Below are 16,156 nucleotides of genomic sequence, written 5' to 3'. Positions count from 1 at the left end.
CGTTCGTACGCCCGGATTCCCCTTCATGCTGATCTACATCCACGGTTTCAACAGCTCCGCCCAGTCCGGCAAGGCACGCGAAATGGCCGCCTGGCTGGCCGGACGCGGGCTTGCCGAGGCCTGGGCCTGTCCCGACCTGCCGCACCGGCCGGCCGAGGCGATCGCCCTGCTCGAGGGCCTGATCGCCGCCAGCCGCGGCCCGGCCAAGCTGGTCGGCAGCTCGCTGGGCGGTTTCTACGCCACCTACCTGGCCGAGAAACACGGCCTCCGTGCCGTCCACATCAACCCGTGCGTGGCCTGCCACGACAAGCTGGCCGGGATGGTCGGCGAGGTCCAGAAGAACTGGCACACCGGCGCCGAATACACCTTCTCGGCCGCCCACGCCGGGGAACTGGCCGCCCTGCGCGTGCCCCGCCCGAGCCGGCCCGACAACCACCTCCTGCTGGTCGAGACCGGCGACGACGTGCTGGATTACCGCGAGGCGGTGGCCTATTTCGCCGGCGCCCGCCAGATCGTCTTGGAAGGCGGCAACCACGGCTTCACCCGCTTCAACGAGTACCTGCCGACCATCCTGGAGTTCTGAGAGCGCCTCATGCAGCTTTTCTACGAAGAAGACGGCGACATCAAGGCCGGCACCATCCTGGCCGACAACGACGCCTCCCTGCAGATCGAGTCGCAGCACGGCAAGCGCACCAAGCTCAAGGCCGGCCACGTCCTCCTGCGCTACGCCACGCCGGGCGCCGCCGAGGCGATGGAGTCGGCCCGGCGCCTGGCGTCCGAGATCGACGCCGACTTCCTCTGGGAAGTGGCGGGTGCCGACGAGTTCGCCTTCGCCGACCTGGCCGCCGAGTACTACGGCAAGACCCCCAGCGGGCCGGAGGCCGGCGCCGTCCTGCTCACCCTGCACGGGGCGCCGATCTATTTCTACAAGAAGGGCAAGGGCCGCTACAAGGCCGCCCCGGCCGATTCCCTGGCGGCCGCCAAGGCGGCCCTGGAGCGCAAGGCGCGCGAGGCCGAGTTGCGCGCCGAATGGGCCGACCAGCTGAAATCGGGCGGCCTGCCCGAGCCGTTCCGGGCCAAGGTGTTCGAACTGGCCCACAAGCCGGACAAGAACAGCCTGGAATACAAGGCCCTGATGGACGCTTGCGGCGAGACCGGCCTGAGCCCGGTGCGCCTGCTCGACAAGTGCGGCGCCATCCCGTCCAGCCACGAATTCCACCTGCAGGCCTTCCTGCTCGAACATTTCCCGAAAGGCACCGGCTTCCCGACCCTGGCGCCGCCCGAGCCGCCGCCCGAGCTGCCGGCCGGCGACGCCCCGGCGTTCAGCATCGACGATGCCGCCACCACCGAGATCGACGACGCCTTCTCAGTCGTCTTCCGGCCCGACGGCTCGGTCCGCGTCGGTATCCACATCGCCGCCCCGGCCCTGGGCATCCTGCCGGGCTCGGAGCTCGACCACCTGGCCGCCGGGCGCCTGTCCACGGTCTACATGCCGGGCGGCAAGATCACCATGCTGCCGGAGGGCCTGGTCGACCGCTACACCCTGGCCGAGAACCGCGACTGCCCGGCCCTGTCGCTCTACGTCGAGGTGGCGCCGGACTACAGCATCGTCAGCCTGGCCAGCCAGGCCGACGCCATCCGGATCGCCGCCAACCTGCGCCACGAGACCCTGGAACCCCTGTTCAACGAGGACACGATCAGGAACCCGGCGGCACCCGGCTATCCGTTCCGCACGGAACTGGAATGGCTGTGGGGCTTCGCCTGCCACTTGGAGGCGGCACGCGGCAAGGCCGACCAGGTCCAGCGCCTGGACTACAACTTCAAGGTCGACGGAGAGCGGGTGCAGATCGTGCCGCGCGTACGCGGCAATCCGATCGACAAGCTGGTGTCCGAACTGATGATCCTGGCCAACAGCCGCTGGGGCAAGCTGCTCGCCGAGCACGACTACGCCGGCATGTACCGGGCCCAGTCGCAGGGCAAGGTGCGCATGACCCTGAAGCCGGCGCCGCACGAGGGCCTGGGCCTGGAATGCTATGCCTGGAGCACCTCGCCGCTGCGCCGCTACGTCGACCTCATCAACCAGCGCCAGATCCTCGCCGCCGCGCGCGGCGACAAGCCGGTCTACCCGGGCAACGACCCCATGCTGTTCGCCGCCATGCGCGATTTCGAGCTGGCCTATGACGCCTACAACGATTTTCAGCGCAAAATGGAGCGCTATTGGTGCCTGCGCTGGCTGATCCAGGAAGGCATCGCGGAAATGGAGGCCACCGTATTGAAGGAGAACCTGGTCCGCCTGGCCGGCCTGCCCCTGGTCACCCGCATGGTGGGCGCCCCGGCGCTCGGCCCCGGCGACGTGGTCCGGGTCGCCGTCGGCGACTTCGACCTGCTCGACAACGAACTGAGCTGCCGCTACCTGGCCGGCGCGGGGGCCGCCTGAGGCCATGCCCGGCTTCGCCCTGCCCGCCTTCATCCTGAAACCCTGGGAATGGCTCAGGTGGTTCTTCGACGGCTTCCTGAATGCCGCCTTCGCCACCCTGGGCAGTTCCGTCCTGATGTCGGCGATCATCCACACCACGATCATATTCGGGGTGGGCATCAAGGCCGCCAATCCGGAACTGTTCGAGACCAAGCAGCCGCTCGAGGTGGTCCTGGTCAACGCGCGCAGCAAGACCCGGCCGCTGCAGGCGGACGTCCTGGCCCAGGCCAACCTGGACGGCGGCGGCGACGTCGAGGAGGAACACCAGGCCAAGACGCCCCTGGTGGCCAGCCCGCGCAACGCCCAGGCGGCGACCAACACCCTGGACAGCCAGGTCAAGGCGCTGGAGACCCAGGCCCGGCAGCTGATGACCCAGGCGAAGTCGGACTACGGCGTCACTCAGAAGAGCAGCGAGCCGCCCGCACCCGACCGCCAGACCGCCCCGGCACCCTATTCCCTGGCCGAGGCCAGCCTGGAGATGGCGCGCCTGCAGGCCCGCATCAGCACCGAGTGGGACGCCTACCAGAAGCGGCCGCGGCGCGACAATTCGCACGCCCGCGCCCAGGAATACCCCTTCGCCCGCTATGCCGAGGACTGGCGCCTCAAGGTCGAGCGCATCGGCAACCTGAACTACCCCGAGGCCGCCAAGCGGGCGGGCATCCACGGCCACTTGGTACTGACCGTGAGCATCAATTCCGACGGCAGCCTGGATAACGTCCAGGTCGACCGCTCGTCCGGCTCCCGGATCCTGGACGCGGCCGCGGTCAGGATCGTCGAGATGGCGGCCCCCTTCCCGCCCTTCTCCGAGGACATGCGCAAGAAGGTCGACATCTACGAGATCACCCGCGGCTGGGAATTCACCACCAGCGACCGTCTTTCCAGCGAATAGTCGATCGGCCGGAAAGGCGGCGATGGTAAAATCAGTACCTTCTAATATTCGACACGACACGAGGCGAGCATGCAGACCGGTACCACGCTGACCCAATTCATCATCGAGGAACAACGCCACATCGCCGGTGCCACGGGCGACTTCACGGCCCTGCTGAACGACCTTGTCACGGCCATCAAGACCATCTCCAACGCGGTCAACAAGGGCGCCCTGATCGGCGTCATGGGGGCACTGGAATCGCAGAACGTGCAGGGCGAGACCCAGAAGAAGCTGGACGTCATCACCAACGACATCATGATCCGCAACAACGAGTGGGCCGGCCACCTGGCCGGCATGGCCTCGGAGGAGATGGACGAGGTCTATGCCATCCCGACCCGCTATCCGCTCGGCAAGTACCTGCTGGTCTTCGACCCCCTGGACGGCTCCAGCAACGTCGACATCAACATCTCGGTCGGCACCATCTTCTCCATCCTGCGCGCCCCGGTGCCCAACCGCGCCGCCGCGATGGAGGACTTCCTGCAGCCGGGCGTCAAGCAGGTCTGTGCCGGCTACGCCCTGTACGGTTCCTCGACCATGCTGGTGCTGACCACGGGCCACGGCGTCAACGGCTTCACTCTGGACCGGGACATCGGCGAGTTCATCCTCACCCACCCGGACATGACGATCCCCGTGGATACCAAGGAATTCGCCATCAACGCCTCCAACCGCCGCTTCTGGGAAGCGCCCGTACAGCGCTACGTGGAAGAGTGCCTGGCCGGCAAGGAAGGCCCGCGCGGCAAGGACTTCAACATGCGCTGGGTCGCCTCCATGGTGGCCGAGGTGCACCGCATCCTCACCCGCGGCGGCGTCTTCATGTACCCGCGCGACACCAAGGACCCGAGCAAGCCGGGCAAGCTGCGCCTGCTCTACGAGGCCAACCCGATGGGCTTCGTCGTCGAGCAGGCCGGCGGTGCCGTCTCGACCGGCTACGAGCGCATCATGGACATCCAGCCGGAAGGCCTGCACCAGCGCGTGCCGGTGATCCTGGGCTCGAAGAACGAGGTCGAGACCATCGTCTCCTACCACAAGGAAGTTTGATTTCGGCCGTCCCGCCGAGGGGCGGGACCGGCGATGTAGAGAAATGGCACACAGCGATGTCTGCCATTGTCATTTCTGTGTTCGGTACTGGCGCACGGCCGGAAGACTCGGCATGGCTTGGCGGATACGCTGCCTTTTCGTTCTGGAATGATGGCAGTCGCCGCGCAACCGCAGATCTCGCCTCTGCGAAGGGGTAAGACATCCAGGATGTCGTCCATAAGATGCTTACTGTGAATACTTCAACAGAATCGGCCAGCAACCCGACATTGGGCCCACGCGCCCGCCGAATTGGCGCTTTCATGTCCCGAGAGCTCACCCTTCTGCCCCGTTGCCGGCGGTCAGTGGGGGCGAAAGCTCCGGTCAAAGAAACCGCGAGAAGCAAGGCTGGACCGTCGTGACTTGAGCGCCTCCTGAACATGTTTGGGCAGAACAGCACGCAAGGGTAGGAGGCCCCAGAGAACGCGCCCCTAAATCACTGTTTCATACCATCATCCCTCTATCGGCCTGAAGAGCCGCCCGGGCCGTTCGCCTACGGATGATGAGTGCGTGAAATCAGTCCCCCAAAACTTCCACCGAGGGGAAGGGGCCGACACGGATCAGAGACTGGGAAGCGGCCGAGAATGGCGCGAAGCGAGGCAGGAGGCCGGCGTTGGTAGGCACTTCCTTTGCCAATGCACGGGTGCCCTCCCTTCCGATGAAATAGCCCAACTCGAACACGAGCGGCATGGTGCTTCGGTGGCACTGGGGTTCCAGGTCTGCATAGGGCGTCCAGGGGCGCAGAGGCAGGCGAAGTTCCAGCTTTTCCGAGAAAACGCCTCCCCTGGGTACGAGGGTAACGCAGGGCAGGTTGGGTGCCTCCACCAACATGAAGGGGGGCAGGGAGGGGATTTTCTTGCTGACCACCACGCAGCCCTGCTCCACGACCACGTTGCAGGTGTTCGGCGAGACCCGATAGCGGCCCTCCTCATCCACATCGTCGTACATCCGGTTGAACAGGAATAGATCGGCACCGGTCAGATTTCGGACGGCATAGCTTAGGAAAAGTCGATCCGCTTCGGCCTTGGTTTCAGCCGTCAATGAGGCAAAGTTGTCCGAATTTTCCATGGCAATGCCTTTCCAGTCTGCGAGAAGTGTTCCGGGTCTGGCCGTAGCCATTAGAGCAAGCGCGCTCGCCAGGAATCTGCGGCGCAAACGATCAGTACCAGGGGCGGGTGGCTTGTTTGGGTGACCACTGCTCACGTATGCGATTCTCCGAGTAGGGTTCCTTATCATAGGGTGGCACGCCGACCCTTCGAACTTCCCCGTGTTTCTCTTGGGTCATCTTCTTTGGGTCGGCCGGGTCCGGGCGGCTGTCGTTGTCTTCCTGCTTTACGTCTATGGTGCCGTTGGCTGCGTGGGCCGCATGAACGAGTTCGTGTGCCCGGCGGACGGCCGCCGGGTTTGCCAGGGTTCGCTACCTATCTTGCGCCTGGTTCAGGTTCAAATCCGACGCTGACTCCTGCCGCCGCTGACCCGCGCCAGGCCGGCCAGGTCGCGTTCCAGGAATACCTCCGTGTAACCGGCGCCGCGCAGCAGGGCGGGCACCGCGTCGCCCTGGTCGTAGCCGTGTTCCAGCAGCAGCCAGCCGCCCGCCGCCAGTTGGGCTGGAGCCTCCGCGACGATGGCCCGGATCGTCGCCAGACCGTCGGGGCCCGAGGCCAGGGCGACGCGCGGCTCGAAGCGGACGTCGCCCCGGTCCAGATGGGGGTCCGCCGCCGGGATATAGGGGGGGTTGCTGACGATGAGGTCGAACGCCCGGCCGGGCAGGGCGGCGAACAGGTCGCTGGCCAGCCATTCCAACTCGGCGCCCAGGCGCTCGGCGTTGTCCCGGGCCACGGCCAGCGCCTCGGCACTGAGGTCGATGGCGGTGACCTGCCAGTCCGGCCGTTCCAGCTTCAGGGTGATGGCGATGCAGCCGCTCCCGGTGCCGATGTCCAGCACCCGCGCCCCGGCGCCGCCACGCGCCAGGGCGGCCTCGACCAGGTGCTCGGTCTCCGGACGTGGGATCAGGGTGGCGGGGCCGACCCGGAACGGCCGGCCGTAGAACTCGCGTTCGCCGACGATGTAGGCCACCGGCTCGCCGGCCAGGCGACGCGCAAGAGCGGCGTCGAGGCGGTCGATTTGGCCGGTCTCCAAGGCGTCGGTGTCATGGGCCAGGAGCCAGACCGGCTCGACCGCCAGCACGGCGGCCGCCAGCACGCGCGCCTCCAGGCGCGCTTCGCGCGGGCTCAGCGCCAGGCTTCCGGCCAGCCGGCCGGCGGCGGCCGCCAGATAGGCGGCTACCGTGACCGTCACGGCTGCTTGGGCGCGGCGCGCTCCGAGGGCAGGCTGTAGGGGGCCGGCGCCGTCGGCGTGTTCAGGTTCTCCTGGAAATGAGCCAGGTCCTTTTCCATCTTCAGGGCCAGGCCCTGCAGGTAGACGCCGCCTTCCTTGACGATGCGCTTCTGCAGGATGGCCAGCTTGAAGGCCAGTTCCGGCGGCAGCGTGACCTCCTCCTGCGAGCCCTTGAGGGCGGCCAGGGAGGAATCCCACAGATAGTCGTAGACCATCTGCACTTCGTCTTCGGTGAGGAACTGGCTGAGTGCCCGGACCATCTCGACCAGGCTGACTTCGGGGGCCGCCGCCGCGGCCTGCCCGGGGTGCGCCGGGGCCGGGGCGGCCGCCGCCGTATCCGGACCGGCCGGGGCCGGGTCCGCGGCGAAACTCGCCAACGGTGCCGCCAGGGCGATCAGGAGTAGGCTGCGTGCGTATGTCTGGATCATGTCGGGCGCCTCGCGCGATGCGACGGCCGCTTGCCGTCCGGTCGGGCCAGCATACCCGCCAACCGGGGCCGGATGCACGCGTTTTCTGAGCCGGGCGTATGATGCTGGCGATAGCCACGATAAACGTCCCATGTTCCTCGCCCTAGGCCGCCTGATCTGGCGTGTTCCCGTCTGGTTCCTGGCCTCCGCATTCCTGGTCGTCGGTGCCGCCGCCTGGTACGGCGACGACGTCATCGGCCAGCTCACCCTCGACCCGGGCTGGGACGTCCCCGGCAGCGGCTCCGCCCGCGCCCGCCAGGACCTGCGCGACCGCCTCGGGCGCGACGACACCGCCGTCATCCTGCTGTTCAGCCCCAAACCCGGCGGCCCCGGCAACGTCGACGCCCCGGCCTACCGGGACGCCGCCGAAACGGTGCTGTCGGGGCTCGGCGGCAACCCCGAGGTGCGCGGCATCGAGAGCTATTTCGCCAGCGCCGACCCGCACATGAAATCGGCCGACGGCCGCTCGAGCTATGCCGTGGTCTGGCTGGCGCGCGGCCACGACGAGGGCATCGGCGCCTACCAGCGCCTGCGCACCAGCCTGGCCAGCCCGGTGCTGCACATCGCGACGGGCGGCGAGCTGGCCGCCTACGTGGACGCCCGCGAACACCTGGAGCACGACATACGCCAGTCGGAATGGCTCAGCTTCCTGCTCCTGGCCGTCCTCCTGGTCTGGGTCTTCGGCTCCCCGGTCGCCGCCCTGCTGCCCCTGCTGATCGGCGGCATGAGCGTCGCGGCCAGCGCGGCCCTGCTCAAGATGGTGGCCCAGCACGCCGAGATCAGCGTCTACGCCGCCAACGTGGTCTCCATGCTCGGCCTCGGCCTGGCCATCGACTATGCCCTGTTCATCGTCTCCCGCTACCGCGAGGAGCTGGCGCACGGCGGCGGCCCCGAGCGCGTCCTCATCGCCACCTTCTGCACCGCCGGCCGGACGGTGGCCTTCAGCGGCGTCACCGTGGCGGCCAGCCTGTTCTGCCTGCTCATGCTGCCGCAACGCTTCTTCCAGAACATGGGCCTGGCCGGCGGCATCTCGGTCGCCGCCGCCATGCTCGCCTCCATCCTCGTCCTGCCGGCCCTGCTGGCCCTGGTCGGCAGCCGCCTGGGCGGCCACCCGCGCAGCCGCTGGCGCATCCGCCTGCGCGCCCGCAGCGACGGCGCCTGGCGGCGTTTCGGCCACTTCGTCACGCACCGGCCACGCCGGGTCCTGGCCGCCTCGCTGGCGGTCCTGGGTATCATGGGGCTGCCCATCCTGCACATGGAGATCGGCCCGGCGGACAGCAAGTCGTTGCCCCCGAGCGCCGAGAGCCGGCGCGTCCAGGAGACCCTGGAGAGCGACTTCCCGGGCGCCCAGCTGAGCCCGCTGGTGCTCAGCCTCCACCTCGCCGGCGACGCCGCCACCGGGCCCGGCCTGACCGGCCAGTACACGCTGGCGCGCGCCGTGGAGGCCCTGCCCGGGGTGACCCGCGTGGCGGGCCTGGCCAGCCTGGACGGCGGTCTCTCCCTGGCCGACTACCAGCTCCTGTACGGCCACCCGGACCAGTTCCCGCTCGCCGCGGCGAGCCTGGCGCAGTTCGCGCACGGCGACCGTGCCCTGATGCTGGTGTATTACCGCTACGACCCGTCCTCGGTCGAGGCGCGCGAACTGGTCCGCCACCTCCGCGCCCTGGCGCTGCCGGACGGCCTCCGGCACATGGATGTCGGCGGCGTCCCGGCCGAATACCTCGACTACGTCGATTCCCTGCGCCACTGGACACCGCGCGTCATCGCCGCCATCGTCGCGGTGATCGCCGTCCTGCTCTTCCTGATGCTCGGCAGCGTGGTATTGCCGATCAAGGCGGTGCTGACCAACCTGATCTCCCTGTCGGCCACCTTCGGCGGCCTGGTCTGGATCTTCCAGGACGGTCACCTGGCGCAGTGGCTCGGCTTCACGGCGCAGGGCCGCCTGGAGGGCACCGTCCTGGTCCTGATCTTCGCCAGCGCCTTCGGCCTGTCGATCGACTACGAGGTGTTCCTGCTCTCGCGCGTGCGCGAGATGCGCGGCCGCACCGGCGGCGACGCCCGCGCCATCGCCGCGGGCATGCACAAGAGCGGCCCCATCATCACCCGCGCCGCGCTGCTGATCGGCATCGTGCTGGGCACCTTCGCGATGGGCGACCTGGTGTTCATGAAGGCCATGGGCATCGGCCTGCTCATCTCGGTGATCGTCGACGCCACCGTGGTGCGCATGCTCCTGGTGCCCGCCTCCCTGCGCCTGCTCGGGCCCTGGATGTGGTGGGCGCCCGCCTCCCTGCGCGTGGTATATGATCGGGTCCACCAACACTTCGCGCCGCCGCCCCGAACATGACCTGCCGCTCGAGCCTGTTACTCGCCGTCGCCCTGCTGTTCGCCCCGGCCGTCCAGGCCGACCTCACCCTGGTCGGACGCAGCACCCAGACCTCGCTCAACCTGACCAACCAGGGCCGCGAGGCGCTCTACGTGAAGAAGAACATGATGCGCCGCGACGTCACCGAGCGCGGCCGTTCCTACAGCTACCTGTATGACCTGGCGAAGAAGGAGGTCACGGTCATCGACCACTTCCAGCGCCTGGTCGAGCGACACACCCTGGCGACCCGGGCGGCGGGCAAGAATGCCGGCCCGCGCGTCGACCTGAAGCCAACCGGTCGCAGCCACGCGCTGGCGGACTGGAACTGCGTCGAATACGACCTCAACGCCCGGCTGCCGGCCGACACCGGCAAGGAGAAGATGACCCTGGTCCTGGGCGGCCAGGTCTGGCTCGAACGCCGGGTCAGCGAACGCCGCGAGGTGGCCCCCTTCATCAAGGCGGTGGATGCCGACGACTTCTTCGTCGGCTCGGCCACGCCCGGCCAGCCCGGCAACGCGCAGTCGCAGGGCATCAACGAGGTGATGCGCCAGGTGTTGTTCAAGGGCATGCTGTGCGCCGCCGAGATCCAGCTCAACTACGAAGGCGACGGCCCCATGGCCGACCTCGGCCGGCGCATGGCCACGCACGCCGGCATCGTCTACGACTCGGTGTCCGACGCCGCCATCGGCGACGAGATGTTCGCCATCCCGGCCGGCTACCGCAACACCGGCGGTTGAGCGGCCGCGTCTAGGCGGCCTGCATGCAGTCGCCCAGGCGCGCCAGCAGGTCGTCCCGGCAGCGCCGGAGGTCGGCCAGGCGGACCTGGCCGGCGGCGTGATCGTCGGCCGCCTGCAGGGCGGTGATGGCCGCCGCCACGCTCTGGAACTCCTTTTGCAGCGCCCGGATGGTCGCCACGTCGGCGGCGGCCAGGCGCCCGGCGCGCAGGGCCTCGGCCAACCACACGCCCAGGTGGCCGCGCTCCGGATCGGGTGGCGGCGGCCCGGCGCTGGCCGACTTCAGGGCCGCCTCGATGGCCTGGCTCCAGGCCCGGTACTCGACCCCGGCGTGGAGCAGCGGCAGGCTGCTGTGGGCCAGCGTCGCGGTCGCCGACCAGATCGGGTCGGGCCGCCAGTCGGCTGACCAGGCCGGCAGGTCGGCCGCCGGCATCGGCCGGGCGATGCCGTAGCCCTGGGCGATCTCGCAGCCGAGCTGGAGCAGCATGATGCCGTGCTCGACGGTCTCCACGCCCTCGGCCACGACCAGGCGGCGGAACGCCGAGGCGAGCCCCAGGATGCCCTCCAGGATGGCCAGGTCCTCGGGATCGTCGAGCATGTCGCGCACGAAACTCTGGTCGATCTTGATCTGGGCCACGGCCAGGCGCTTCAGGTAGGTCAGCGAGGAATAGCCGGTCCCGAAGTCGTCGAGCGCGAAGCTGACGCCGATCTCGCGGCAGGTGTCGAGCACGCGCGCGGCCTGGGCGAGGTCGACCAGGGCGCTGGATTCCAGGACTTCCAGGACCAGGCGATCGGCCGGCACCTCGGGATGCCGGGCCAGCAGGGTGCGCAGGCGTTCGACGAAGTCCGGCCGCTGCAGGTGGTAGGCGGAGACGTTCACGCTCACCGGCAGGTCGAGGCCGATGGCGCGCCAGCGGCCGATCTGGCCGAGCACCTGGTCGATGACCCATTCGCCCAGCTCGGCGTCGAGCGGATGCGCCTCGATCAGGGGCAGGAACAGGGCCGGCAGGAGCAGGCCGCGCTCGGGATGCTGCCAGCGGATCAGCGCCTCGGCGCCGACCACGACGCCGTTGCGCAGGTGCACCTTGGGCTGGAAGCGGAGCGTGAACTCGCCGTCGGCCAGGCCCTGGCGGATGCGCGCCAGGCTCTCGTGGCGGCCGCGCACGCTGCGGTCCTGCTCGGCGTCGAACAGGTGGTAATGGTTCTTGCCGGCCAGCTTGGACTGGTACATGGCCTGGTCGGCCTGGCGCAACAGCTGGTCGGCGTCGACCTCCTCGGCCTGCGGGTAGAAGGTCACGCCGATGCTCGCCGACACCTGCAGGCGCAGGGCGCCGTCGGTCACCGGCTCGGAGGCGGCGCCGAGCAGGCGGCCCAGCATGGGCAGGCTCGCGGCGACGTCCGGCAGGTCGATCAGCACGGCGACGAACTCGTCGCCGCCCAGGCGCGCCAGGGTGTCGCCCTCGCGCAGGGTCCGGCGCATGCTGGTCGCCACGGCCACCAGCAGGCGGTCGCCGGCGGCATGGCCGTAGCTGTCGTTGATCTGCTTGAAACCGTCCAGGTCGATGTAGGCGACGGCCAGCTTCTGGCCGCGCCGGTGCGCCTGGGCCATGGCCAGGTGCAGGCGGTCGGCCAGGAGGACCCGGTTGGGCAGGTCGGTAAGGCCGTCGTAGTGGGCGATGTGCTCCAGGCGCCGCTCGTGTTCCTTGAGCGGCGTGATGTCGGCGTGGATGCCGATCATCCGGGTGGCGCGGCCGTCGGCACTCCAGCGCGCGATCTTGCCGATCGAGCGCAGCCACTTCCAGGTCCCCGTCCGGGCCATGCGCCGGTATTCCACGGAGTACGGCCCGCCGTGCTCGATGCAGGCCAGGAAGGCCGAGGCGACGGTCTCGCGGTCGTCCGGGTGGATGTGCTCGAACCAGTTCTCGAGGTCGGTCTGGAAGCCCTCCGGTTCGTAGCCGATCATGCGCGGGTACTCGACGCTCACCGCGACCCGGCCGGACGGCAGCTCGACGTCGAACCAGGCCTGCTTGGAGGCGGCCAGGGCCAGGCGCAGGCGCTCCTCGCTCTCGCGCAGGGCGTACTGCTGCTTGAGTTCCTCGGTGACGTCCAGGCTGAGGCCGACCAGGGCGGCCGGCTGGCCGGCCGGACCGCGCTTGACCGCCCGGATGACGCGCAGGTCATGCACCTGGCCGTCCGGGAAGGCCAGCTTCTGCTGGGTGATGCTGACGTCCGGCCCGGCGGCGGGGATGTTGGCCAGGTCCAGGCACTGGCGGCGGAACGACTCCGGGATGCGGTCGACGTACTGCGGTACCTCCAGGGCGTGCGCCTCGGGGATGCCCATGGCCTGGCAGAAGGCCTTGTTGACGAACGACAGGCGGCCGTCGCCGTCCTGCAGCCAGATGCCGATCGGGGCATAGTCCAGGATCAGCTGCAGGGTTTCCTGCTCCTGGCGCAAGGCCTGCTCGGTGGCCAGCTTGGCGGTGACGTCGCGGGCGACGCCGAACAGGCCGACGACCGCGCCGGCCGCGTCGCGGATCGGATACTTGCGGTTGTCGACCCAGCCGGTGCGGCCGTCCCGGGTCCGGTAGGCCTGGATCTCGCAGGCCACCGGCGCACCGGCGAGGACCTGCCGCTCGAGCACGTAGTAACGGTCGGCAAGGGCCTCGGGGAAGATGTCGTAGTCGGTCCGGCCGATCAGGTCGGTCCAGTGCGCCGTCCCCTCGACGAGCGCCGCCAGAGTCTGGCTGGCGCCGGTCAGGACGTGGTGGCGGTCCTTGAAATAGATGAAATCGTCGGTGTTCTCCATCATGGCCCGGAAATTCGCGGTCATGGCCGGCTCGCCGGCCGCGCGCCGGAGTCCCCGGGCGTCCGCCAGGATGAGTTCGCGGCCGTCGCCGTCGACCCGGCAGGTGCCGGACAGGCAGCGGATGCGGCCGTCGGCGTGGCGCACGCGCAGGTTGCATTCAGCGGGCGGCTCGCCGGCGCCGAACAGGGCCGCGGCGACGTCGCGGTCGTCGGCGTGGATGCGCTGCAGGAGGTCGGCGTGGCCGTCGCGCAGGGCGGCGGCGGCATAGCCGAACAGGGCCTCCGTCGCCCCCGCCACCGACAGGATGCGGGGTGGCGAGGCCGGCTGGAAGCGGATGCGAACCTCGGATGCGGCGGGTAAGTCAGTTGGGGCCATGATGTCTCCGAGCCATCATGGTATACAAAAATGCCCCCTGCGTAGGACTACTTCACCGGCCCGGGCTCAGTCGCCGGCCAGGGCGGCCAGCAGTTCGGCCTGGTGCTCGGCGGTGAGCGCCGCGACCAGCTCGTCCAATTCACCGTCCATGACGGCGTCGATCTTGTACAGGGTCAGGTTGATGCGGTGGTCGGTGACCCGGCCCTGCGGGAAGTTGTAGGTACGGATGCGGTCGGAGCGGTCGCCGGTGCCGATCAAGCTCTTGCGCTGGCTGGCCTCCTTGGCGTGCGCCTCGCGCTCCTGCATGTCCTTCAGGCGGGCGGCCAGGACCTGCAGGGCCTGGGCCTTGTTCTGGTGCTGCGAGCGGCCATCCTGGCACTCCACCACCAGGCCGCTGGGCAGGTGGGTGACGCGCACCGCCGAGTCGGTCTTGTTGATGTGCTGGCCGCCGGCCCCGGAGGCCCGGAAGGTGTCGATGCGCAGGTCGGCCGGGTTGATGGCGATCTCCTCCAGGTCGTCCGCCTCGGGCATCACCGCGACGGTGCAGGCGGAGGTGTGGATGCGGCCCTGCGACTCGGTCTCCGGCACGCGCTGGACGCGGTGGCCGCCGGATTCGAACTTCAGCTTCGAGTAGGCGCCCTGGCCGACGATGCGGCAGATGACCTCCTTGTAGCCGCCCACCTCGCCCTCGCTCGCCGACATCACCTCGAGCTTCCAGCGCTGGCGCTCGGCGTAGCGGGCGTACATGCGGAACAGGTCGCCGGCGAACAGGGCCGATTCGTTGCCGCCGGTGCCGGCGCGGATCTCCAGGAACAGGTTGCGCTCGTCGTTGGGGTCGCGCGGCAGCAGGAGGATCTGCAATTCGTCCTCGAGGCCGGCCAGGCGCGCCTTGGCGTCCTCGACCTCCAGCTCGGCCAGTTCCTTCATCTCCGGGTCGGCCAGCATCTCGCGCGCCCCGGCCAGGTCGGCCACGGTCTTGCGGTAGTCGCGGTAGCGCGCCACCACCGGCTCGATGTCGCTGTGCTCCTTGTTGAGCTTGCGGTACTGGTCCATGTCGGCCGTCGCCTCCGGGCTGGCGAGCAGGCGGCCGACCTCCTCCAGGCGCTGGTCCAGTTGGTCTAGTTTGGCGAGCAGGGAGGGTTTCATGGGCTCTGTTTCGGTTTCGCCATGCCGGCGCCGGCGGACATCCGGTCGAACCGGGCGCCCGCTAGTCGTTGTGCAGGTTGTACAGGCGCGCGACCCACTGCTGCAGTTCGTCGCGCTCGCCACCCTCGGCCTGGTTGAGGGCGTGGCTGGGCTCATGCAGGAGCTTGTTCATCAGGCCCAGGCTGAGCGCCTCGATGACCGCGGCGGGATCGTCGCCGCGGGCCAGGCGCTTGGCGGCCTTCTCGAGTTCGTGCCGGCGCAGGCGCTCGCCATGGTCGCGCAGGGCGCGCAGGGTGGGCACGGTCTTGCGGCCTTGCAGCCAGTGCATGAACTCGTTCACGCCGGCGGCGACGATGGCCTCGGCCTGCTCGACCTTGGAATTGCGGGCGTCGTGGCCGGCCCGGACCACCTCGCCGAGATCGTCCACGGTGTACAGGAAGACGTCCTGCAACTCGGCGACCTCGGTCTCGATGTCGCGCGGCACCGCCAGGTCGACCATGAACATGGGGTTGTGCTTGCGCGCCTTCAGCGCCCGCTCGACCATGCCCAGGCCGACGATGGGCAGCGGGCTGGCGGTGGAGGTGACGACGATGTCGAACTCGTGCAGCAGCTCGGGCAGGCTGGTGAGGGCCGCCGCCTCGCCACCGAACTTCTGGGCCAGCGTGCGGGCGCGGTCGACGGTCCGGTTGACCACCATGAGGCGGCGCGGGCTCTTGGCCGCGAAGTGGGTGGCGACCAGGTCGATCATCTCGCCGGCGCCGATGAACAGCACCGACTGTTCGGCGATGGAGGGGAAGATGCGTTCCGCCAGGGTCACCGCGGCGGCCGACATGGACACCGTGCTGGCGCCGATCTCGGTCGCCGTGCGCACCTCCTTGGCGACCGAGAAGGTGCGCTGGAACAGCTTGTTCAGGAGCAAGCCCAGGGTGCCCGCCTCCTGGGCCTTTTCCGCCGCCTGCTTCATCTGGCCGAGGATCTGCGTCTCGCCCAGGACCATGGAATCCAGCCCGGAGGCGACCCGGAAGGCGTGCTTGACGGCCTGGTCGTTGGGCAGCAGGTACAGGTAGGGCTTCACCTCGCGGGCGCTGAGGCCGTGGAAGCCGGCGATCCACTCGGCCACCGCCTCGGGCTCTGCGGTGTTGCAGTACACCTCGGTGCGGTTGCAGGTGGACAGGATGGCCACCTCGCGCGCCACCCCGTTGCCGGTCGCATCCGCCAGCGCCTTCATCAGGATGTCGGCCGGGAACGCGACCCGCTCCCGGATGGAAACCGGGGCGGTATGGTGGTTTACGCCGCAGGCGAAAAGCTGCATCGAACTGGACATGCCAAAAAACGGGGCAGGCATTGTACCGCGAAGGCCGCCCGGACCCCTATCCCCAGTCAATACTAATCAATTGAATACGAAACCTTCGCCGGTGCTGGGCTGCGCCTTGCCGGCCGCGGGCGGCGGC

At 69.0% G+C, this 16,156-nt stretch carries 13 protein-coding genes; 6 read left to right on the top strand and 7 right to left on the bottom strand.

Annotation, left to right across the window (positions count from 1 at the left end; all coding sequences use genetic code 11):
- Window positions 1-25 precede the first annotated feature (25 nt).
- From EZJ19_RS08975 to EZJ19_RS08960, 4 genes are all read left to right on the top strand, one after another.
- A complete protein-coding gene (locus EZJ19_RS08975; protein WP_131446767.1) occupies window positions 26-583 on the top strand; it encodes a YqiA/YcfP family alpha/beta fold hydrolase in 558 nt (185 codons plus the stop codon).
- 9 nt (window positions 584-592) lie between these two features.
- A complete protein-coding gene (locus EZJ19_RS08970; protein WP_131446765.1) occupies window positions 593-2,437 on the top strand; it encodes a ribonuclease catalytic domain-containing protein in 1,845 nt (614 codons plus the stop codon).
- Window positions 2,438-2,441: 4 nt separating this feature from the next.
- Window positions 2,442-3,365: a TonB family protein gene (locus EZJ19_RS08965; protein WP_240754717.1), complete on the top strand. Its 924-nt coding sequence runs from the start codon at window positions 2,442-2,444 to the stop codon at window positions 3,363-3,365.
- Between the two features lie 69 nt (window positions 3,366-3,434).
- Window positions 3,435-4,442 carry a class 1 fructose-bisphosphatase gene (locus tag EZJ19_RS08960; protein ID WP_131446763.1) on the top strand — a complete coding sequence of 336 codons (1,008 nt, stop codon included), beginning with the start codon at window positions 3,435-3,437 and terminating at the stop codon, window positions 4,440-4,442.
- Between the two features lie 552 nt (window positions 4,443-4,994).
- On the opposite strand, the gene EZJ19_RS08955 is transcribed toward EZJ19_RS08960, so the two are convergent.
- From EZJ19_RS08955 to EZJ19_RS08940, 4 genes are all read right to left on the bottom strand, one after another.
- Window positions 4,995-5,546 (bottom strand): hypothetical protein, encoded by a 552-nt coding sequence (locus tag EZJ19_RS08955; protein ID WP_131446761.1) that lies wholly within the window; start codon window positions 5,544-5,546, stop codon window positions 4,995-4,997.
- Window positions 5,547-5,637: 91 nt separating this feature from the next.
- Window positions 5,638-5,889, bottom strand: a complete 252-nt coding sequence (locus tag EZJ19_RS16795) for a M91 family zinc metallopeptidase (protein WP_131446902.1) — start codon at window positions 5,887-5,889, stop codon at window positions 5,638-5,640.
- Between the two features lie 32 nt (window positions 5,890-5,921).
- Complete coding sequence (gene prmC, locus EZJ19_RS08945; RefSeq protein ID WP_206199378.1) at window positions 5,922-6,776, bottom strand: peptide chain release factor N(5)-glutamine methyltransferase; 855 nt, start codon at window positions 6,774-6,776, stop codon at window positions 5,922-5,924.
- Entirely contained in the window at window positions 6,773-7,243 is a 471-nt protein-coding gene (locus tag EZJ19_RS08940; protein ID WP_131446759.1) for a hypothetical protein, read from the bottom strand. The genes prmC and EZJ19_RS08940 overlap by 4 nt, the downstream gene beginning before the upstream one ends.
- Window positions 7,244-7,373: 130 nt before the next feature.
- Here EZJ19_RS08940 and EZJ19_RS08935 point away from each other — a divergent pair, with 130 nt between their 5' ends.
- Both EZJ19_RS08935 and EZJ19_RS08930 read left to right on the top strand, forming a co-directional pair.
- Entirely contained in the window at window positions 7,374-9,626 is a 2,253-nt protein-coding gene (locus EZJ19_RS08935; RefSeq protein WP_131446757.1) for an MMPL family transporter, read from the top strand.
- On the top strand, window positions 9,623-10,381 hold the full coding sequence (locus EZJ19_RS08930; RefSeq protein ID WP_131446755.1) for a hypothetical protein: 759 nt from the start codon (window positions 9,623-9,625) through the stop codon (window positions 10,379-10,381). The genes EZJ19_RS08935 and EZJ19_RS08930 overlap by 4 nt, the downstream gene beginning before the upstream one ends.
- 10 nt (window positions 10,382-10,391) lie before the next feature.
- Here the strand turns inward: EZJ19_RS08930 and EZJ19_RS08925 are convergent, their stop codons facing one another.
- The 3 genes from EZJ19_RS08925 to hemA form a co-directional block, all read right to left on the bottom strand.
- Window positions 10,392-13,559: an EAL domain-containing protein gene (locus EZJ19_RS08925; RefSeq protein WP_131446753.1), complete on the bottom strand. Its 3,168-nt coding sequence runs from the start codon at window positions 13,557-13,559 to the stop codon at window positions 10,392-10,394.
- A gap of 66 nt (window positions 13,560-13,625) precedes the next feature.
- The gene (gene prfA, locus EZJ19_RS08920) at window positions 13,626-14,705 is read right to left on the bottom strand and encodes a peptide chain release factor 1 (protein ID WP_131446751.1); all 1,080 of its coding nucleotides are present in this window, start codon (window positions 14,703-14,705) and stop codon (window positions 13,626-13,628) included.
- A 61-nt stretch (window positions 14,706-14,766) separates the two neighbouring features.
- On the bottom strand, window positions 14,767-16,017 hold the full coding sequence (hemA, locus tag EZJ19_RS08915) for a glutamyl-tRNA reductase (protein WP_131446898.1): 1,251 nt from the start codon (window positions 16,015-16,017) through the stop codon (window positions 14,767-14,769).
- Window positions 16,018-16,156 lie beyond the last annotated feature (139 nt).

Origin of the sequence: Parasulfuritortus cantonensis, assembly GCF_004337445.1 — a bacterium.
Lineage (GTDB): Bacteria > Pseudomonadota > Gammaproteobacteria > Burkholderiales > Thiobacillaceae > Parasulfuritortus > Parasulfuritortus cantonensis.
The sequence above is the reverse complement of the archived record's forward strand: the minus strand, read 5'-3'. Positions and strand labels throughout refer to the sequence as shown.